The organism is Sutcliffiella horikoshii (assembly GCF_020524325.1).
GTDB classification, from domain to species: Bacteria; Bacillota; Bacilli; order Bacillales; family Bacillaceae_I; genus Sutcliffiella_A; species Sutcliffiella_A horikoshii_D.
Map to the genome: position 1 here is coordinate 291,693 of NZ_JAIVKY010000009.1, position 20,860 is coordinate 312,552.

Sequence of the window (20,860 nt, forward strand, 5' to 3'; positions counted from 1 at the left end):
AACAGGTATGCCTCTCCTTAATTAAAAATGCTCCTCCAGCAAGTACATCAGCTTGTGAGGACCTCTTTCCTTATTGGACGGGATTACGACGATCATTTCTGAATCCGGGTAGTAGCCAGACGCAAAGCTAACGCCCGGGTCATAGCCCATGACATGGTATTTTACTATTTTATCTTCGGATTTCTCGATCCACATACCATAGCCATACCAATCTGTTTCGTTATCCGATTGAATCATTGGGGTCGTCATTTTATCGAGCAGTTCTTTGCTTACTAGCTTTCCGTTCATTAACGCTTGCCAAAGTTTTGCAAAGTCACCTGCCGTAACATAGGCGCCACCGTCCGCGCCACCTTTTATTGGGATGGAGTAGTTGTTGGTCTTCCAGGAACCATCTTCTTTGTCGATATATCCTAGTGCCGAATTGGCGGGTAAACGATCTAAAGAGAAGTAACCGGAGTCATCCATTCGTGCCGGCTTGAAGATGTGCTCCTCCACATAATCTGTAAAAGGAACGCCCGCTATCTTTTCAATGATCAACCCCAATACTATATAGCCGGCATTATTATAGTGGAACTTTTCGCCCGGATTGAATTTCATCTGTTGATCCTGGAACAACGGGAGGAAATCCTCTAGTTCTCTCATGTGATACATTGGATTCTTCACCCAAAGCTCTTCAAAATCATCCATTACTTCCTCGTCAAAATAATCAGGAATACCAGATGAGTGTGTCAGCAAATGGTGGACCGTCACTTCTTCGTGGAAAAGAGGAAAAGTTTGATCCAACAAACTGCTTAATTTTGACTGAAAAGATATGCTCCCACTCTCTACCAACTGGCATATGGCAATCGCCGTGAAAAGTTTGCAGCCTGAGGCGATTCCGAATCTCGTGTTGGTAGTGTTGGGAATGGACTCTGCCCGGTTGGAGAAGCCATGAGCACTGGTGTGGATCATTCCAGTGCGGTTTTCCACATGTATAACTCCTGAAAAGTCTAGTTCACCGACCTTTTCAGCTAATGTTGTTTCTAATTCTACGTTTTTTACTTTCATTTAGGTTAAGCCCCTTTATTATTATTTTGACTCGGGGGACGGGTGGCAATTAGAGTAGAACTTGCCCCAGTATAAGATGCGATTTTTCACTTACTGTCCAAAGTGACGCATTTACTGGCGGAACTCGGATGAATACTGTCGAAGTTGAGGCATATACTGTCCGTTCCAAACCAAATACTGTCCAAAAACGGTACAATACATGCTAAACGACACATATCGACAAACCCCAGTATAAAACTGCTTACCCGTTTATTTGCCTATTGCCCTCAACAGAAACCGGTCCTGCCTGATATCCAAATACCCTTCCCGCTTTATTTTCAGGTGAAGCTCATACAATGGATCCACGTAATCTTCTACACTGAAATCTACCACCTGCCAGGGAATGGCCTTCAAATAGTAAATAAGTGCTCCTATATCGAAAAAGCGTTGCACCGGGAATTCCTTCTTACTGAGCAGAACTTGAAAATCGTGCTCTTCCAGCTGTTTGTGGGCAAATTCCAGATTCCAATGAGCATATTCTTCACTAACCGGTGCGCCGAGAAGTCTGTTGATGTCCTGACAGTCGCTCCACCCTACCTGCTGCGTCAGAAAAGTCCCTCCCTCTTGCAGAACTCTTCTCACCTCGCTTGGATTGTACTCTTCGTGTTTATTGATAATCAGGTCAAAGTGTTTGTCTGGAAAATGCAGTCGGTTGTCTGGCTCCACTTCTATCACCTTTACACCAAGCGGTTCCAGTCTTTCTTTTGCAATAGGAAAGTTTGGTTTGTAGCCTTCCGTTGCACAGACACTTTGCGGGAACGGTTGCAACTTGGAAAGCAACTCTCCTCCACCTGTCCCCATGTCCAGCATGGATGTAGCATCTGCCATCAAGGTTTTTGCCATGCTGCCATATGACCAGGAAAGCATACCTGATGCAAGACGGCCAGTTTCTGTTATGTGGGAAAAATCCCATCCAGAAAATTCGGTTTCTGCTTCTTTTAGATAGTGTTGAAAAAGTTGATCAGTTTTCATTTCGTTACCCTCCATTTTTTTAAATTGAGTAGCTCGTGCCTAGTAGGCTTGGAGGTCCGCGAATGCGGTTTTATATGTTGTGTTCGAGTAGATTCATAGAGTGGTCTCCTATTTTGCTTTTCTTTAAATATACCAAATTTTCCAACTGTTTAAGTGAATATTCCTAAATATTTAAAAGAGAGGGCTTTAAAGTAGTGATGAAGACTTCTCTCGCTCAGATTCTTTGCTACTAATGTCTTCATAATCTCCATGAAGACACCTCTCACTCAAATTCCAGCTTACTCACGTCTTCATAACCTCCATGAAGACACCTCTCACTCAAATTCCAGTCCACTCATGTCTTCATCTCCCCCTCAAATTACTTTCAACATACAACGAAAAAACCTGCCCGCAAAAATTTGCGTCAGCAGGTCTCCCTTTCTTTTATAGCAGCCTTCATCCTCAATAGCGCTTCCGTCAGCACCTCACGCGGAGAGGCAATGTTTATCCGTTCAAACCCTTGGCCGCCTGCACCGAATTTCATTCCTTCATCCAGGCGGACTCCTGCTTTTTCTAAAAAGAAAGCATGTAATTCTTCCGGCGGAATTCCAAGTTCCCGGCAGTCCAACCAAATGAGATGGGTTGCCTCCGGTTTCACTACTTTTATGGCAGGAATATGCTCTTTCAAGTAGGTGCAAACATACTCCAAGTTTGCACTCAAATATTCCTTCACTTCTTGCAGCCACGGCAACCCTTTGTAGTAAGCGGCGATGGTTCCTTCTACCGCGAACGCGTTGGGGCGCATCAGCCCGAAGCCGGTTAACAACGTTTCATATCGCTCTCTAATCTCCTTGTTCGGAATGATGAAAATAGAGCTTTGCATTCCGGCGATGTTGAACGTTTTACTTGGCGCCGCACAGGTGATAGAAAAGTCTAGATGGTCCGGATGCACTTTTGCAAATGGGATATGCTTATGGCCCGGATAGGTGAGGTCGCCATGCATTTCGTCCGAGATGACAATCACTCCATGCCTTTCACAAATCTCCCCAATTCTCCTCAACTCTTCTTGCGTCCAAACTCTTCCAACTGGATTGTGTGGGCTGCAAAGAATGAACACCTTCGTATCAGGCTGAGCAGCTTTCTCTTCAAAGTCCTCAAAATCCATTTTATAGCCGTCCTCGGAATAGAGGAGAGAATTATGCAAAATGGTGCAGCCTTGTGTTTGGATGGTAGAAAAGAAAGGATAATACACAGGGTCCTGCACAATCACGGAATCACCCGGTTGAGTCAAAGCCTTGAGCAAAAGGTTCATCCCGGGGATAATGCCGGGACTGAACGAAATCCATTCCTGCTTCAGCTCCCAGTCGTATTGTGTTTTCCACCAGTATTCAACAGCGTCATAATACCGCGCGCAAAATGTACTGTATCCATAGATGCCGTGTGTGGCTTTTTGGCTGATGGCGTTGACAATCTCTTCTGAAACTTGAAAGTCCATATCTGCGATGCAAAGCGGGATGATGTCTTGGTCTTCGATAAACCATTTGACGGAATGAGTTTTTCTGCGGTCGATGAATTTTTCCAGTTGCATGGCTTTCTCCCCTTACTCGGTCTAGTATGCTTTAGCCCAATATACCATATGTTTCGCTTCTTTTCCGCAGCATACACAAGTTTCGGCTACCTTTTCTTGTTCAAAAGGCATACAGCGGGAAGTGGCGCTTGTTTCCTCTTTTATTTTGTCCTCGCATGCTTGTTCGCCACACCACATTGCTTTGATGAAGCCGCCTTTCGCCTCAACTTGCTCTTTAAAGGCGTCAAATGTCGTGGCCACACTCGTTTTCGCCTCGCGGTGGGAACGAGCTTTTTCTAAAAGGTTTTTCTGGATGTCTTCTAGGATTTCTTGGATTTTCACTTCTAGTCCTTCCATTGGGGTAATCAATTTTTCTCCGGTGTCACGGCGGACAAGGACGACTTGTTGTTGTTCAATATCGCGCGGGCCTGCTTCTAATCTTAGTGGGATTCCCTTCATTTCATACTCGTTGAATTTCCAGCCAGGCTTTTTGTCGCTCGCGTCGATTCCGACCCTGATGGATTCGGAGAGCTTTTCTTTTAAATCATAAGCAAAATCCAGGACTCCCTCTTTGTGCTGAGCGATTGGAACAATCATCACCTGCGTTGGAGCAATTCTTGGAGGAACGACAAGGCCGCGGTCATCGCCGTGAACCATGATCATTGCACCGATGATACGGGTTGTGAAGCCCCAGGAAGTTTGCTGCACGTATTCCTGCTTGCCTTCACGGTTTAGGAATTGAATGCCGAAAGCTTTGGCAAAACCGTCCCCAAGATGATGAGAAGTGGCTGACTGCAATGCTTTCCCATCGTGCATCAAGCTTTCGATTGTGTAGGTGTATTTCGCTCCCGCGAATTTTTCTTTTTCCGTCTTCTGGCCTTTGATAACAGGGATGGCCAGGATGTTCTCACAGATTTCCGCATAGACGTTGAGCATTTTTACCGTTTCCTCGTGGGCCTGTTCGTCTGTTTCGTGGCAAGTGTGCCCTTCTTGCCAGAGGAATTCTAGTGTTCTTAGGAACGGTCTGGTTGTTTTTTCCCAACGGACGACGTTTGCCCATTGGTTGTAAAGCTTTGGCAGGTCGCGGTACGAATGAATGATGTTTTTGTAATGCTCTCCGAAAAGTACTTCAGAAGTTGGACGGACAACTAGGCGTTCTTGTAATTTTTCATCTCCGCCATGCGTGACCCAAGCCACTTCCGGTGCGAAGCCTTCAATGTGGTCTTTTTCTTTTTGCAAGAGACTCTCCGGTATGAAAAGTGGCATATACACATTTTCGTGGCCGGTTTCTTTGATCCGTTTATCGAGCGCGTCTTTAATGTTTTCCCATAGCGCGTAGCCGTATGGGCGGATGATCATGCTGCCGCGGACGCTGGAATAGTCGACCAGTTCCGCTTTGGTGACAACATCTGTGTACCACTGCGCGAAGTCTTCGTCCATATTGGTGATTTTTTCTACGAAATTTTTATTAGACATGTTGGTTTGCTCCTTTTTGAAAAGTATTTATGAGATTTAATAGTAAAAATGTCGGTTTATCAATGTGAACGGCTCTATATCTGCTGGTTTTCATAAAATTATGGGGTTATGCATGTAAATAAGACCGCCTTTTTTGAAAGTTCATGCCGAAATGAAGTGAGTTCGTGCGGAAATGGCCCGAGTTCGTGCCAAAACAAGGCAAGTTCGTGCCAAAACAGCCCGAGTTGATGCCAAACCCATTTTCCAGCTAAATAAAAAAAGCCCTGCTATAAATAAGGGACCATTTCCGGCGGTACCACCCTTATTCAAAGCAAAGCTTCACTCTCTTTCATGGTAACGGTTTTGAACCGCTGCACCGTTTCTGATGCAGAACTCTGAGGCAGGTTCAAATGCTCATCTATGGCTGCCTCTCACCACTCGGCACCCTCTCTTGGATAGACAAAATCATTTTACTGGTCCTCTTCGACGTTTGATATTGAGAAGATTATATAGGTTCGTTGGAAAATTTGTCAATCTATTATTTTACTAGTATAGGTCTATTGTTTATTCTTAAACGTATGTCCACACAAAAAAACGCACGTACAATCCGACAAGTACGGGCGTTTTTTATGCAACTGCTATGATATCAACCTTTCCTTCAACCGCAACAACTCCCCCAGTTTCTCCCCCCTAGCCTCTTCATCCAACCTATACCTATCCTCCAATATTTCCCATAACAGCTCCCCTTTTTCTTCAAAAGTTAAAGGCAGCCGCTTCACCACCTCTCGATATTCCGCGAGAAACTCTGTATAAGAAATCCAGGAAAAATCAAATTGTTCCTCGAGTTCTTTTTTCAACTTACGGGTCAATTTGGGACTAGATCCGTTGGAGGTAACGGCAATCTGCAAATTTCCGCGCCTCACCGTTGCCGGAAACGTAACATTCCCTTCTCCCGACTCGTCTACGACACACACGAGCTGTGACTCATGCAATCCGCGAACCAAAGAAGTGTTCACCTCTCTGTTGTTCGAAGCCAAAATGGCCAGAAAAGCTTCCTCAAAATCTTCCGCCTTTGCTCCCCGCTCCACCAACCGGTAACCCCTCAACACAGACAACTCCCGCACTTCCGCCGAAAACTCTGGAGCAATAAACGTAATATCCGCCTGCTCGGCATCCAACACCTTTGCTTTCCGAGCTGCAATCCTTCCGCCACCGGCAATGACTATCTTCTTCCCTTTCAGATCAATGATTAACGGCTGCAACAGGCAAGACCTCCTTCCCTGGCACAGTAGCCCGCTCCACCACAATATCCTGAATCACCTCGTGGCGGCTCAACGGTTCCATCAGCAAGATATCCTGGCCCCCACGCTTCCTTTTCCGGACCTCTCTCTCGACTTCACTCAACAGCAGGCCTGCAAACAGCAAGTACGGCACCACCAGCACCCGGCCCCCTGCATTCCTACTTATTTCCTCAATGCCCTCAGCGAACAGTGGCGTGTTGGCCGCCAAATAACAGACATCCACTCGTGACACACCAAGCCGCTTACCAATTCCCGTCCTTATCTGAGAAAATGCCTTATGAATAGCAGGATCACTGCTCCCCCTGCCCACCAGCAAAACTGAATCTGCAGTATCAACTTGCCCAACGGTAGTCCTCACCAATTCACTGATCGCATCCACAATCCGCTCCTGCACCCCAAAAGCAGGGGCAAGCTCAACAAGCACCTCCGGATATTTCACACGCAACGGCGCGAGCGCTTCCGGAATGTCCTCTTTAATATGTCCAGCTGTTAAAAGAAAGATGGGCACGACGGTGATCTCGGTTGCTCCCTTAGCCACACATCGCTCAAATCCTTCTGGGATATACGGTTCCGTGAGTTCCAAAAAACTAATTTCTTGAATTGGTGCATCCACTCTGGCGATGACCCGCCCCACAAATTCTTTTGCTTCCTCCGCACCTTTTTTCGACCGCGTTCCATGCCCTACATACAAGATGGCTTTCGTCACAACACCAGCTCCCTTCTATCCGTGCACAACCGGCAAGTGTGGCGCGACTTCCTCTTCGAACCAGTGCAACTTCTCATGCAACTTCACTACTTCTCCAATCACAATCATGCTTGGATTGGAAATGTTGGCATCCTTCACATTTCGCTCGATATTGGCAAGCGTGCCAACGACTGTCCGCTGTTCATTCAGCGTTCCCCAGTGGACAAGGGCAATCGGTGTTTTAGGCGACTTGCCATTCTCCTGCAAACGTTTAAGTATATTTGGCAGCTGAGAAACCCCCATGTACACACAGATTGTATCCACGGCATGCGCAAGGTTTGCCCACTGATGCTCCGCTTCTTTGTCGCCTGCCTGGTGTCCGGTGACAAAGGCGAAACTTTTGCTTAAGGTACGGTGGGTGACAGGAATGCCGGCGTAAGCAGCCGCTCCGATGCCAGCGGTAATCCCCGGTACGACTTCAAAAGGAACATCCTGCCGTGAGCACTCCTCTGCCTCCTCGCCGCCACGTCCGAATACAAACGGGTCGCCTCCTTTCAAACGCACGACCTGCAAGCCTTTTTTCGCATATTTTACTAGGAAGTGATTAATCGTTTCCTGCTTCATCGTATGATAATGGGGCAGCTTTCCGCAGTAGACAAGTTGCGCCTCTTTTTTTGCATAGTTTAGTAGTTCCGGATTCACAAGGCGGTCATAGAGGATGACATCCGCTTGCTCCAGGAGGCGCAACCCCTTCACTGTAATTAAATCGGGATCTCCAGGACCCGCTCCCACCAAATATACTTTTCCGGTCATGCGCTACCACCCTTTCTCCTCTGGATCTAAAATATAGCCACTCTTCTTTCCAAGGCGCTTTTTCTCTCGCAATATAACTTCTTTCACATCAGGCTCTTTCAGATAAAATTTCTCAAGCTCCACATCCAGGTGTTCAAAAGCCGCTTCATCGTTATCGGCAAAGATGACGGATACAATTTCCTTGGCCTCTATCGTTACGTCGAATCTATACAGATACGCCATCGGTTTCTTTTCCTAAAATAGTATCTAGTACGCCTTGCAAGGTAGAGACTCCCACGCGTCCGACAAAATCAAAGAAGGATTCTCCCTTTGCTTTCTGATCACGGAAGTAGATTAGTAGCTCCTCAAGGACATCCGTCAATTCCTCTGCCGCCACTTTCCCCTTCAGCTTTTCATTGAACTTGCCACCCTTATTCAATGTCCCGCCAACATAGATTTCATAGGCTTCGACCATCTCTTTTTTCTCATTTCGCATCTTCATGCCCTGAAGGCCAATGTCGGCAATCTGACGCTGACCGCAGGAGTTCGGGCAGCCGACCATGTGGGTTCGGATCGGGACATCAAGACTGATTCGCTGATCAAGTTCTTCTGCAATCAGTCTCATTCGCTCTTTCGTTTCCACCAATGCTAGATTGCAATATTCAATACCTGTGCAGGAAACCGCATGCCCGAGAAAAGAATTCGGGTTGATGGAAATACGTTCAAAAATCGGTTCTTTCAAGAGTGCTTCCACGTTTTCAGCTGGGATGTTCGGGATGATGAGATTCTGAGAGTTACAGGTTCTAATCTCCCCGTTCCCATATTTTCCTGATATTCTTGCAAACTCGAAAACTTCTTCCGAATCCAAGCGTCCGACTGGTACATTAAAGCCAAGGAATTTCAAGCCCTCCTGCTTTTGGTCATGGATGCCGTAAAAGTAACCCGCGTTCCATTCTTCTTTTGGCTCTTCGCCTTTGGAAGGCAGCGAACCTGTGTACTCTAGTAGCTTCTCCTTGAACTTTTCCGGTCCCCAATCGGCAATTAAAAACTTCAGGCGTGCGAGATGGCGTTTCTCCCGGTACCCAAAATCACGGAAAATGGTCGTGACGGCAATGGCGATTTCAAGCGTTCGTTCCGGTTCCACAAAGACATCGATGGTCTCAGCCAGAAACGGCCTAGAGGAAAGACCGCCTCCGACTTTCAAGTGAAAGCCACTTTTTGTGACGCCATCTATCGTTTTCGTCGCGGGTGTAAAAGAAACACAGTTAATTTCAGCGTTGGATGCATTTTTCGTATTGGCACTGATGGACATCTTATATTTTCGCGGCAGGTTGGAGAAGTCCTCATTCTTCTGGAAGAAATCATAGACCTCTTTTACAATCGCCGTTGTGTCAAAAAGTTCGTCAGGATCAAGACCAGCAATCGGGTTGCCGACTATGGTCCGAGTGATGTCCCCGCACGCTCCTGCACTCGAAAGACCCACTGCTTCTAGTCGGTTGAAAATGTCCGGGATCTGCTCGATTTCCAACCAGTGGAATTGAATTGCCTGACGTGTGGTAATATCGAAAACCCCACGGCCATAGTCGCGCGCGATGCCTGCCAGTGTTTCCACCTGTGGCTTGGTGAGGATGCCGGACGGAACGTTGACCCTCATCATGAAATAACCGTCCTCTTTCGGGCGTTGCAGATAAAGCCCGGCCCACTTGAACAAATCCCACTGCTCCTTTGGGATGGAACCGAAGCCATTTTTTGCGTAATGCGGGATGTCATCGAGTATTCGAAGACCATCCTTCTCCAGTTTTGCTTTTTCCGTCTTGTTGATCTTTTCGTTATCGGCCCAGTGTTTTACATATGCCATAAGTACAGCCCCCTTTTAGATTATTTTTTGGTTCCTTAAGTATTGGAGTATCGTGCTGACGGCTTCCTCCACCGTCTGTGTGCCCGATGCGATAGTGATTTCTGGTTGTTCTGGCTCCTCATACGGAGAATCAATGCCGGTAAAATCCTTGATCTCCCCGCGTCTTGCCTTTGCGTACAGTTGTTTCGGATCTCTTTTTTCACATTCTTCTAATGGGCAGTCAATGAAAACCTCGATGAACTCCCCTTCTTCGAACAGTTGTCTCACCTGATCCCGGTCTGCTTGGAAAGGTGATATGAATGCCGTCGTCACAATTTTGCCGCTGTCCACGAAAAGCTTTGCCACTTCCCCAATGCGCCGGATGTTTTCATTGCGTTCCTTTTCCGAAAACCCAAGATCCTTGTTGAGTCCATGTCGGACATTGTCCCCGTCTAGGACGTACTCATTAATACTTTGGCGGTATAATTCCGTGGACACGGCGTTTGCGATCGTCGACTTCCCTGAACCGGAAAGTCCGGTGAACCAAAGGACGCAGCTGCCATGCCCGTTCTGTGCACGGCGCTCCTCTTTTGTAATGGTCTGATCATGCCAAGTGATGTTGGTTGCTTTTGCGCTCATTTCTCATTTCCCCCTTTATACGGCAGCTGTTTTCTCTTGTTTTAACCCATCAATCAAGACTTCAATGACTTCTTTTCGGCTGAAGGTGGACGGCGGAAGTTCCCCTGCTCTCAGCAGCTCCCTCACCTTTGTTCCGGATAAAATAACCCTGTCTTCTTTAGGGTGCGGACATGTTTTATCTGAGGCCATGCCCTCGCATTTATTGCAATAAAAGCTATGTTCGAAAAATAATGGCTTGATGCCAAGCTCCTCCTCGGTAAACTGGTGAAAAATATATTGTGCATCATAGGTTCCGTAATAATCGCCAACCCCAGCGTGATCCCGCCCCACAATGAAATGGGTGCAGCCAAAATTCTTTCTGGCGATAGCGTGAAAAATGGCTTCGCGCGGACCGGCATATCGCATGGCGGCTGGATAGACCGCCAGTTGGACACGATCTGTTGGATAGTAGTTTTCTAGGAGGACACGGTAGCTTCTCAGCCTGACGTCTGCCGGAATATCATCCGATTTAGTCTCGCCCACTAGTGGATTGAGGAAAAGTCCATCTACCGTTTCGAGTGCTGCTTTCTGGATATATTCGTGTGCACGATGGACAGGATTTCTCGTCTGGAAGCCAACGACCGTTTTCCAGCCTTTTTGTTGGAAAAGTTCACGAGTTTCTTTTGGTTCTAGCCAAACATCTTGGGCTACACCTTTAGTTGGTTTTTGTGTAAGGATGACTTCCCCCGCGACGTAAATGTCGCCTCTTTCAAATAAACGTTTGACTCCAGGGTGTGCGAGCTCTTCCGTTTTGTAGACTTCGCGGGCTTCTTTTTGTAGGTCTGGTTCGTACCATTCGCTGACGGTGATGACTCCGTAAGTGGTTTGTTGATGGGTCAGCTTGTAGGTTTCTCCTTGTTGTAAGGTGTTTGCCTCTTCTTTAGTGACAGGCAGTGTGACCGGGACCGACCAGATGGTGCCATTGGCTAATCGCAGTTTTTCCACGACAGATTCATAGTCCGATTTGTTGAGGAATCCTGTGAGCGGACTGAAGAGGCCGACTCCGATTAGTTCCAGGTCGCTTAGTGCGATGGCGTCAATTTGGATTTCTTTTGTAATGTTTGTTGTGTCATAGTCTGGTTGGTAAGCTTGCACCAGAGTGCCGCCGTGTGGTTTTGGTAAGGTCATTGATTGTTTCCCTCGCTTTTTTGTGGAATTTTTGGTTGAAATCTATGTTTTTTTAGTAGTTTGAAATCGTTCGGTCAACTTTAGAACATGTTCGGACAAAATCACCTCTTTTTTGTTGCTGTTCGGTCAATTTTAACAAAACTTCGATCAACTTTAGGAAATCTTTGGTCACTTTCGGCAAAACTTCGGACATTTGCTCTCGGCGGTCCCATTTCGCCCTCCTACACTCCCCTCCACCTGATCAGAAATCCTTCATCAATCCTTACTCACTGTCGAAACAGCTGCCTTTGGTGCCACTCCCGACCGCTGCATCAAAAACTTCACCCCTAACACGGATACAAGCACTCCGATCATCGCAACCACTGGATACACATTCTGCTCAATCAACAGCTGTATCAGCGTGTAGGATAGTACCATCGATAACACCGGCGACACCACCCACACAACCAGAAGCTGCACGACAATGTCCTTTTTCAAAACAGATCGACCCTGCCTCACAAAGCCAATCCCGATAATTGAAGACGTCGTGATCTGAGTCAGCGGCACGGGGATCCCAAACACCGATGCGACCGTGACGATTCCTGCACCCGTGCCCGAAATGACGCATCCTTCCTCCAACCGCAGCTTCGTAATTTTCTTACCGTTCGTTTCCATGACACGTGTGCCGAGCAGCAGCGCGCCCAATGCAACAAACAATCCTCCCCAGAGAATTCCCTGACCGGTGCTCATGATACCAGCTCCAACAAGCGGTCCCACCGCATTGGCGACATTGTTCATCCCTGCGGAAAATGCCTCGAACACTCCCATGACAACGACCAACACAGACAATATCGGAACGGCCCGGGACGACTTCACCCATCGATCGATCACGCTATTTTTCAGCACCCAGGTGGCCCCGATTGCGAGCATAAATGCGATAACTGGGGTGAGCAGCCAGAACGAAACGACCCAGGCGAGCTTTCCAACAAACACCGATTGATAGACAATTCCAGCGCCGACAACCGACCCGACCGTCACTTCACTCGTGGAAAGCGGGATGCCGAATACATTTGCCAAAAATAAAGATAGGGCTGCAGATGCAATCACAATTAGGGCGATGGCAACGGTAAAGGTACTCTGTGGCACAATTCCGCTACCCATTGTTTTGACGACCTCACCACCGCCTAGCCACGCCCCAAAGAACACTGCAATCCCGCACAATACCAGGGCCACTTTCCTTTTAACAACTCCTGCACCATAGGCAATTCCCATGGATGCTGCCGCACCGCTCGCTCCGATATTCATGGCGAAAAATAGACCAACGATGACAGCTATGATAACTAGCATGTTTTTTCCTCCTCCACTTCACTGCGAGCCTTAATTTGTATGCAGTCCGCACTCCGTCTTTCCGCTCCCCGCCCAACGGCCAGCGCGGGAATCACCTTCCACACCGACTGCCTGTGTACAGGGAAAACAGCCGATGCTTGGATAGCCATGATCGTGTAGCTCGTTATAGGGAAGTCCCCGGCTTCGAATATGATTCCACACGTCCTCCCATGTCCAATGGATGAGCGGACAAATCTTGATGTTTTGAAATTTTTCATCCCGGTTCAGGAAGGTCGTACTTGCCCGCGTTGGGGACTGTTCTCTTCTGAGTCCGGATATCCATGCCTTTTTTGGGGTGAGCGCTTCTCGTAGAGGCTCCACCTTGCGTATATGACAGCACTGTCCTGGGTCTCTTTTCCAAAGAGCAGTGCCATGTGCTTCGGCTTGCTCATCCAAGGTGAGCGAAGGCTTCCTCTTTTCAATCTGCAAAGTTGGGTATCTACTTTCAATCTGTTCAATGACTTTATACGTTTCTGGAAAATGCAAATCCGTATCTAAAAATACAATCTGCGCATCTGGCTTTATCTCTTGAATCAGGTCGATCAGTACCACTGCCTCGGCTCCAAAGCTTGAGGCATAAATGATTTCATCGGATTCATACGCTCCGAATGCCCATTCCAATACCGCGGTCGCTCCTTTTAAGTCAACATCAATTCCGAAGGTGGAGGATATCTCCTTCCAATTTTCGTACGTTATTTTCTGCGTCATGCTGTAACTGCTCCTTTCTTTTCCAACGAAAAAAGGCAGTCTCTTTATATGTGCAGGCTGGTTATTCCAAGCCAAGCATCATGTAAAGTGACCGCCTCCAGTTTGTCTGGTCAGCGTGTTTTATTTTTTCTGAAGGCGAACCTTCTCGTTTTTTTCTATTTGAATGACTTTCCCATCCTGTACGACTAGGGTGATAGATCCAAATTTGATAGATTGTAGCATTCTTTCCAAGTGGGTCACAACTTCTTCCCATTCCGACTGTGCCAGTTGGTTCGCCTCCATTTCATCACATAAAAAACGCCTTTCCCAATATGGAAAAGGCGCCTGTATGTAAGTGCACCTTATCTTCCAAAATGGGTATCCATTTTGCTGGAATTGGCACCTTGCTGTTCGCAGGTTGCCGGGCTTCAACGGGCCAGTCCCTCAGCCGCTCTAGATAAGCGTCAATTTAAGTTGTGTTTTTGTTAAAATTAATCCTACCATACTTATATGAATTGTCAACAAAGTTATTGACTGTTTTTTAAGATTTTTTTATTTTCAGGAAGTTGGTCCTATTCGACTCTCTATTCCCCAATTTTTTTAAGTTTCGTTTCTGAATCAATAATGGCCGCTTGATAGGATTCTCCTGATGTTGTTTCAAACAAAACACCTTGAACGGTTTCTTCTTGTTCTTCCAGTTTCACCATATCCACTTTTGATAATCCGTTCGGGTCAAATGTCACTTTCCCTTCCAGCTTGAATTGCCCTTCCCCTATTTCCTCTGCCAGTTCTATTTCATGGTCGAGCATGCGCTCCTCTAGCCAACCGGCAAGTAAGGGCTCCACCGTATCTTCTTCTATTTTCAGACTATCATTATATGTAAGGATCATGGAGTAACGAACATACTGCACCGTTTCATACTCATTCCCGCCCATGCCAACAGAAGTGGAGGAGATGGTGAATTCGGGATCGGGATCTGTTTGTGTGAAAATATTACAGCCGGATAAGACAATGGTGAGACAACACAAAACGGCTAGTCCTTTCAAGCTTACCATCCAAGACATATTTCTCTTTTTCTTAACCACTCCTAAACCCCTCCTGGCAATCCATTTTATTCAACATTAACATATTTTTCCTAACATATGTTGCATTATAGTAAAAATGATGCGAGATTCCTATGGAGAAATGATTCCTCATTATTTTTCAAAAAAAATAAGCAACGGATTCATTCTCCGCTGCTTATTTCTATTCGCATTTAGCCATTTCTATTTCCTTACGCTTTTCCGTTACAAGGACATCAAGATGACGGTAAAGGTTGACGAATTCGCCTGGAAGCAGTCCACCGTACTCGCCGTCTAGGTTTAGCTGCATTTTCTCTTGTGTGTTTACTTTTACCCTGTTCGCCTTCGTGTAGATGACTAAATCGTCTTTCACATGATCTCCGCGCAATGCCATGGAAGCAATGCGGATGAAGTCTGCGATGTTTGCTTTTTTGAGTATGATCATATCAAACATTCCGTCATTCATGCAGGAGTCTGGCGCAAGCTTTTCGAAACCGCCTACCGAATTCGATAAGGAAACTAAGAACAACATGATTTCGCCTTCAAAGATTTTTCCATCGTATTCGATTGTAACGTTTGTGGGGCGAATAGAAGGAAGCATCTCGATTCCTTTAAGGTAGTAGGCAAGCTGGCCAAGCATTGTTTTCATTTTGATTGGCACCTCATAAGACAGCTCGGTCATTTTTCCGCCACCGGCAATGTTCATAAAGTACTGATCATTGGCTTTTCCAATATCCACTGGCATCGGAACGCCTTTTGCAATGACATCGACACAACCTAAAATATCATCGCGCGGGAGGTCAAGTGCTCTGGCAAAGTCGTTCGTCGTTCCTACAGGAATAATGCCAAGCTGTGGACGATATTCTTGTTCTGCCAATCCGTTGACCACTTCATTGATTGTACCGTCTCCACCAGCTGCCACCACAAGGTCATACCTGCGTTCAACTGCAAGCCTAGCTGCTTCTGTCGCATCTCCATGTCCGGTTGTTGCATGGCAGGATGTTTCATAGCCAGCTTTTTCTAATCGAACCAACACTTCTGGCAGATGCTTTTTGAATAGCTCGCGACCAGATGTTGGATTGTATATTACCCTAGCTCGTTTCATTTCCCATCATCCTAAACGTATATTTAACTAAGCCCTCTTTTATATTTATGTGTAGTCTGTCTCTGTTGTTATATAGAATAGTTATATTTACCAATACCACTAAGTAGTGAACCTGTAACCCACTACTGATAACATATTAGCCTATTTGAGTGTGGATATGCAATTAAAATGAAAATTTTGAGAACTGCTTCCAGGCACCTTCCCAAAATAAAACCCCCAACCGCACCACCACTTCTCAAAAGTAGCAGCTGCAGATGGGGGTACACAACTCACTTATTCTTCTGTTTTCTTCTCTTCGCTCTTTTTGCTCGTAGCAATTTCGCTCGTTAAGCTGTCGATGCTGTGACGCACGTTTGCTTTTCCGGAGAAGTTTTCAATCAGTTCTTTTACATCAATTCCAGATGACGCCTTCAAAGATTCTTGAAGCGTGGACATCAGGTTTGTTGCGTAGCCAGTCACTTTGTTGGCACCACTGTTTTCACCGCTTCCGCCAGTGTCCACAACCGTGATCTTATCGATGTTGCCAAGAGGAGCTGCAACTTGCTTCGCGTATTCAGGAAGCATTTTGATAATCATGTCTAGGATAGCCGCTTGACCGAACTGTTCGAATGCTTCTGCAATCTTTTCTTTCGCTTCTGCCTCTGCAAGACCTTTCAGGCGGATAACTTCCGCTTCGGATTCCCCTTGCGCTCTTTGTGCATCGGCAATCGCAAGACCGTCGATACGTACTTTTTCCGCTTCTGCTTTGGCCATTGCTTCGATACGGTATTTGTTAGCATCCGCTTCTGCCATTTGTTTTGCTTTATCAGCTGCTGCAGCCTGCTCCACAGAGTAACGGTCTGCATCGGCTTTCTTCTTAACTTCGGAGTCGTATTGACGCTCACGACGCAGGATCTCTTTTTCCTCAAGCTCAATTTGCTTTTGACGCTCGATGATTTGGATCTGCATCTGTTGCTCGGTTACTTCTTGTTTCGCACGTGCCTCCTCTAGGTGGTACGCTTGGTCGGCACGGGCTTTCGCGATGTCTTGCTCGCGGCGGTACTCGGCAACCTTCATTTGGTTGGTTTTTTCCGCTTCTGCGATTTCCGTCGCACGCTCAAGCTCAGCGCGTTGTGCGTCTTTAGCCGCTTCGGCACGCTTGATACGAGTTTCTTTATCCGCTTCCGCCGTTGCAATATCTGCGTCACGCTTAACTTGCGCAATACGTGGTTTACCAAGAGATTCTAAGTATCCGTTGCTGTCGCGGATATCGCGAATGGTGAAGGATACGATGATTAATCCCATTTTCGCTAAATCCTGAGAGGCAACGCGTTGTACTTCTTGCGAGAACTTTTCACGATTTTTATAGATTTCTTCTACTGTCATGGAACCTAGGATCGAACGAAGGTGACCTTCTAGTACTTCACGCGCTTCGTTTTCCAGGTCCTCTTTTCTTTTTCCTAAAAATTGCTCGGCAGCTGTTGCGATGTCGCCGATGGAATTGCCAATCTTGATAATCGCTGTTCCGTCCGCCATTACCGGAACGCCTTGCTCTGTGTAAACTTCCGGCGTTTTTACATCTAGTTTAATAGATAGCAAGCTCAATGGCTCTGATTGTTGGAATACCGGCACGATGAACGCACCGCCACCTCGTACAATCTTAATTCTGTTTCCTGCTTCGTCTGTGTGGACATTTTTTCCACCAAGGTAGCTACCTGTGATGATTAGCGCTTCATCTGGACCAACTGTTTTGTAGCGTGCTACGAAAACAACGATCAGGACGAAAATCAGTGCGACGACGGCACCAATGATAATAAACATTTCACCCATTTTCTCTTCCCCCTATTTATTATAGTTTTCTAATACCTTTTCGTATGGAGTGACAGAGACCACTCCGGTTTGGACATCAATGATCAGGACTTCCGTATCATAAGGGATTTCCTCATTTTCAAAGCTCTGTGCAGATCGTGAAACGGTGCTTCCCCCAATGCTCAGTACCACTTCCCCGAACCCGTCTTTCGGCACGGAGATGATGACTCGTGCAAGCTTTCCTTTTAAGTCATCGTCCGTATAACCGAGTGAAGAATCGGCAGACCTGATTGGTACAAAAACAAAGATGTGAAGCAAAGTGACTAGTAGAAGTGCAAGGACGGTGGCAATGGCCAACACAAGCAATCCTGATAGCGGCGAATATTTTTCAACTAAATAGCCTGTTGCTCCAAACACAGTGAAAAATGAAAAAATAAGAGCTGGATCAATAGGGAACGCATCGAATATTCCGTCCACTACGTCAGATAATAAAATGTAGATCAGCGTCAAGCCGCCAAAGATGATGAGGCACCAAAAGTAGAGTGTCATCATGTCCAATCCAAACATCGTCATAAGCCATCGTTTCCTTTCCTGTTGTATTGAAGGCAATTCCCTTTGGGTCCCTGATCTTCCTTCCAAAATTTCCTTCCGCTATTATATACGGGTCCATTATCCTAAAGGTTTCAAAAACATTTCTATTTTTCTACCTTTTTCTAGGAAGATGTTAGGTGTAAAATAATAGTAGGAATTTACAAACTTTTACCTATTCCATCATAAACCATATAAAAGGGGAAAACTATTAGTTATGCTAAAAAAAGGGATTGTTTGCGGAGTGAGCCTGAGTGTGTTGGCAGGTTGTACGAGCTTTGATAGTTTATTAGAGGAAAAAGAAGTGTTGATCGGTACGCCGCATACCACTAAAATGGCGGTACCGCAAATGGCAGATTACGATATGGATTGGGATGTTTTTTTTGAAAAAGAACCGGACGCTGGCGAGGAAGTGGCCGCAGCGGACAACGATACGGAAGATCCTGCGGACGAGGAGCAACCTGTGGAGCCGGCAGACGAGGAAAAGCCAGAGGAGCCTGGGGATTCAACGGAGCCTGAAGCGATTCCTGTTGTCGCCAACCCTGGTGCTATGAATGTCATGGTCAATAAGTTCTGGTCACTCCCTGAAGGTTACCGTCCAGCTGATTTGATCAAGCCGAATGTGCCTTTTTCTTTTGGTGACGAAAATAGTGACCGTTCGAAGCTGCGGGCAGAAGCAGCTGAGTCGCTTGAGGTTATGTTTAATGTCGCAAAAGGTGAAGGTATCGAGCTTTATGCGCGTTCCGGCTTCCGTTCGTATGAAACACAGGAGGCTATTTTCAAAAATGAGGTAGCTACATTCGGTTATGAGCAGGCCGTACTCTACGTGGCACTGCCTGGGACAAGCGAACATCAGACTGGACTTGCGATGGATGTTACCGCAAAGAGTGTGGGGCTGGAATTAGTGGAGGCATTTGAAGGTACAGCAGAAGGCAAGTGGCTTGCTTCGAATGCCCATCATTATGGCTTTATTTTGCGCTATCCGAAAGGGAAAACTAATATTACGGGTTATGCGTTCGAGCCGTGGCACTTTAGGTATGTTGGAGTGGACATTGCTGGGGAGATTTATACGAAGGGGCTTACGTTTGAGGAATATATGGGGGATGTGAGGGAGTTTTAGGTGATTAGAGTGTGGAGAGTGCGCATTTGCGGCTCTTTTTTTGTGTGTTCGTATGTCACTAAGGGGTTTTATCAACCAAGTTTTTTATTTATCAACCAAGTTTACATTTTATCAATCAAATCAGAGTAAATAAACGCCATTCGACACACATCGACACCCTCTCCAGCAAAAAAAAACAGGACCCCACTATCAACCTCCGGGGTCCTGCTTGTATCTCAAATTACTTATCGCTTCTTAATTTCCTCAATCAAGATCTTGTTCACCATTTGCGGGTTTGCCTGGCCTTTGGAGGCTTTCATGATCTGGCCGACAAGGAAGCCGATGGCACGTTCTGTTCCTTCTTTGTAGTCCTGGACGGATTTAGGATTTGCATCCAATGTTTCACCGACCATTTTACGAAGCGTGCCTTCGTCCGAAATTTGGACTAAGCCTTTGTCTTTCACGATTTTCTCCGCGTCGCCGCCGTTTTCAATGAGTTCTTTGAAAACTTTCTTAGCAATTTTAGATGAAATCGTTCCTTTTTCAAGAAGCTTGATCATGCCTGCAAGTCCTTCTGGAGTCAAGGCGGTGTCATCAAGCTCTTTGCTCTCGGCATTCAGGTAAGCAGAAACCTCACCCATCAGCCAGTTGGAAGCTAGCTTCGCGTCAGCACCTGCTTCTACTGTCCCGTCGAAGAAATCGGACATTTCTTTCGTGATGGTCAGAACTTGAGCGTCGTATGCAGGAAGTCCAAGCTCTTCAACGTAACGCTTTTTGCGCTCATCCGGAAGAGTCGGGATGTCTGCGCGAACGCGCTCTTTCCAGTCATCATCAATATGAAGTGCCACAAGATCTGGCTCCGGGAAGTAACGGTAGTCGTCGGACCCTTCTTTTACACGCATCAGAATCGTCTTTTTCGTCGCTTCGTCATAACGGCGTGTTTCCTGCTCGATCACTCCGCCAGATAATAGAACCTGCTCTTGGCGAACAACTTCATGCTCCAGTCCTTTTTGGACAAAGTTGAAAGAGTTCAGGTTTTTCAATTCCGCTTTCGTACCAAATTCCTTTTGGCCGATTGGACGTAAGGAAATGTTCGCATCACAGCGCAACGATCCTTCTTCCATTTTACAATCGGAAACTCCCGTGTATTGAATGATGGACTTTAATTTTTCCAAGTAAGCATACGCCTCTTCCGGAGTGCGGATATCAGGTTCCGATACGATTTCCACAAGCGGTGTTCCTTGGCGGTTATAGTCAACAAGGGAATAGCCGTCGCCTGTGTGCATCAGCTTTCCTGCATCTTCTTCCAAGTGCAGGCGCGTGATGCCAATGCGCTTCTTCTCCCCGTTCACTTCTATATCAATCCAGCCGTTTTCGCCGATTGGTTTATCATGCTGAGAGATCTGATAAGCCTTCGGGTTGTCCGGATAAAAGTAATTCTTACGGTCAAATTTCGTGTCGGTTGCGACCTCACAATTCAGGGCCATTGCTGCCTTCATCGCGTATTCCACCGCCTGTTTGTTCAGGACAGGCAGCGTTCCCGGATAGCCAAGTTCCACAACACTTGTGTTGGAGTTCGGTTCTGCACCGAATTCGTTTGGACTTGCCGAGAAAATTTTTGATTTTGTTTTCAATTCTACGTGCACTTCAAGACCAATAATCGTTTCAAAATTCATGTTTTCACCCC

The 20,860-nt window shown here is 46.5% G+C and carries 20 protein-coding genes, 1 riboswitch and 1 other annotated feature; of the genes, 1 reads left to right on the plus strand and 19 read right to left on the minus strand.

The features are described from left to right. Window positions 1–21: 21 nt before the first annotated feature. From LC091_RS16070 to LC091_RS16155, 18 genes are all read right to left on the minus strand, one after another. Window positions 22–1,047: a serine hydrolase domain-containing protein gene (locus tag LC091_RS16070; protein ID WP_226683035.1), complete on the minus strand. Its 1,026-nt coding sequence runs from the start codon at window positions 1,045–1,047 to the stop codon at window positions 22–24. Between the two features lie 249 nt (window positions 1,048–1,296). Continuing rightward, complete coding sequence (locus LC091_RS16075; RefSeq protein ID WP_226683036.1) at window positions 1,297–2,058, minus strand: class I SAM-dependent methyltransferase; 762 nt, start codon at window positions 2,056–2,058, stop codon at window positions 1,297–1,299. Window positions 2,059–2,461: 403 nt separating this feature from the next. Then, entirely contained in the window at window positions 2,462–3,625 is a 1,164-nt protein-coding gene (locus LC091_RS16080) for a MalY/PatB family protein (protein ID WP_226683037.1), read from the minus strand. A gap of 21 nt (window positions 3,626–3,646) precedes the next feature. Beyond that, a complete protein-coding gene (gene proS / locus LC091_RS16085) occupies window positions 3,647–5,080 on the minus strand; it encodes a proline--tRNA ligase (protein ID WP_226683038.1) in 1,434 nt (477 codons plus the stop codon). Between the two features lie 272 nt (window positions 5,081–5,352). Next, window positions 5,353–5,555: a binding site (T-box leader), on the minus strand. 142 nt (window positions 5,556–5,697) lie between these two features. Further along, window positions 5,698–6,321: a precorrin-2 dehydrogenase/sirohydrochlorin ferrochelatase family protein gene (locus LC091_RS16090; protein WP_226683039.1), complete on the minus strand. Its 624-nt coding sequence runs from the start codon at window positions 6,319–6,321 to the stop codon at window positions 5,698–5,700. Then, entirely contained in the window at window positions 6,302–7,066 is a 765-nt protein-coding gene (locus LC091_RS16095; protein ID WP_226683040.1) for a sirohydrochlorin chelatase, read from the minus strand. The genes LC091_RS16090 and LC091_RS16095 overlap by 20 nt, the downstream gene beginning before the upstream one ends. A gap of 15 nt (window positions 7,067–7,081) precedes the next feature. Continuing rightward, window positions 7,082–7,858: a uroporphyrinogen-III C-methyltransferase gene (gene cobA, locus LC091_RS16100; protein WP_226683041.1), complete on the minus strand. Its 777-nt coding sequence runs from the start codon at window positions 7,856–7,858 to the stop codon at window positions 7,082–7,084. Window positions 7,859–7,861: 3 nt separating this feature from the next. Beyond that, window positions 7,862–8,080 (minus strand): DUF3906 family protein, encoded by a 219-nt coding sequence (locus LC091_RS16105; RefSeq protein ID WP_226683042.1) that lies wholly within the window; start codon window positions 8,078–8,080, stop codon window positions 7,862–7,864. Next, a complete protein-coding gene (locus LC091_RS16110; RefSeq protein WP_226683043.1) occupies window positions 8,064–9,695 on the minus strand; it encodes a nitrite/sulfite reductase in 1,632 nt (543 codons plus the stop codon). Before LC091_RS16110 ends, LC091_RS16105 begins: the two co-directional genes overlap by 17 nt. A gap of 15 nt (window positions 9,696–9,710) precedes the next feature. Continuing rightward, window positions 9,711–10,313, minus strand: a complete 603-nt coding sequence (gene cysC / locus LC091_RS16115; RefSeq protein WP_226683044.1) for an adenylyl-sulfate kinase — start codon at window positions 10,311–10,313, stop codon at window positions 9,711–9,713. Window positions 10,314–10,328: 15 nt separating this feature from the next. Beyond that, window positions 10,329–11,480, minus strand: coding sequence for a sulfate adenylyltransferase (sat, locus tag LC091_RS16120; protein WP_226683045.1), 1,152 nt, complete (start codon window positions 11,478–11,480; stop codon window positions 10,329–10,331). A 255-nt stretch (window positions 11,481–11,735) separates the two neighbouring features. Beyond that, on the minus strand, window positions 11,736–12,806 hold the full coding sequence (locus tag LC091_RS16125; protein ID WP_226683046.1) for an inorganic phosphate transporter: 1,071 nt from the start codon (window positions 12,804–12,806) through the stop codon (window positions 11,736–11,738). Window positions 12,807–12,836: 30 nt separating this feature from the next. Beyond that, the gene (locus tag LC091_RS16130; protein WP_226683047.1) at window positions 12,837–13,553 is read right to left on the minus strand and encodes a phosphoadenylyl-sulfate reductase; all 717 of its coding nucleotides are present in this window, start codon (window positions 13,551–13,553) and stop codon (window positions 12,837–12,839) included. Between the two features lie 120 nt (window positions 13,554–13,673). Beyond that, window positions 13,674–13,835, minus strand: coding sequence for a YezD family protein (locus LC091_RS16135; protein WP_082380749.1), 162 nt, complete (start codon window positions 13,833–13,835; stop codon window positions 13,674–13,676). A 56-nt stretch (window positions 13,836–13,891) separates the two neighbouring features. Beyond that, window positions 13,892–13,996, minus strand: a riboswitch (SAM riboswitch). Between the two features lie 120 nt (window positions 13,997–14,116). Then, window positions 14,117–14,617 carry a hypothetical protein gene (locus LC091_RS16140; protein WP_226683048.1) on the minus strand — a complete coding sequence of 167 codons (501 nt, stop codon included), beginning with the start codon at window positions 14,615–14,617 and terminating at the stop codon, window positions 14,117–14,119. Window positions 14,618–14,777: 160 nt separating this feature from the next. Continuing rightward, window positions 14,778–15,698, minus strand: a complete 921-nt coding sequence (locus LC091_RS16145) for a diacylglycerol kinase (protein ID WP_226683049.1) — start codon at window positions 15,696–15,698, stop codon at window positions 14,778–14,780. A 273-nt stretch (window positions 15,699–15,971) separates the two neighbouring features. Continuing rightward, window positions 15,972–17,507 (minus strand): flotillin family protein, encoded by a 1,536-nt coding sequence (locus LC091_RS16150; RefSeq protein WP_226683050.1) that lies wholly within the window; start codon window positions 17,505–17,507, stop codon window positions 15,972–15,974. A 12-nt stretch (window positions 17,508–17,519) separates the two neighbouring features. After that, window positions 17,520–18,038 carry a hypothetical protein gene (locus LC091_RS16155; RefSeq protein WP_226683051.1) on the minus strand — a complete coding sequence of 173 codons (519 nt, stop codon included), beginning with the start codon at window positions 18,036–18,038 and terminating at the stop codon, window positions 17,520–17,522. A 253-nt stretch (window positions 18,039–18,291) separates the two neighbouring features. On the opposite strand from LC091_RS16155, the gene LC091_RS16160 reads away from it, so the two are divergent. Beyond that, window positions 18,292–19,194: a M15 family metallopeptidase gene (locus tag LC091_RS16160; RefSeq protein ID WP_226683052.1), complete on the plus strand. Its 903-nt coding sequence runs from the start codon at window positions 18,292–18,294 to the stop codon at window positions 19,192–19,194. Window positions 19,195–19,418: 224 nt separating this feature from the next. On the opposite strand, the gene gatB is transcribed toward LC091_RS16160, so the two are convergent. After that, window positions 19,419–20,849 (minus strand): Asp-tRNA(Asn)/Glu-tRNA(Gln) amidotransferase subunit GatB, encoded by a 1,431-nt coding sequence (gene gatB, locus LC091_RS16165; RefSeq protein WP_226683053.1) that lies wholly within the window; start codon window positions 20,847–20,849, stop codon window positions 19,419–19,421. Between the last annotated feature and the right edge of the window lie 11 nt (window positions 20,850–20,860).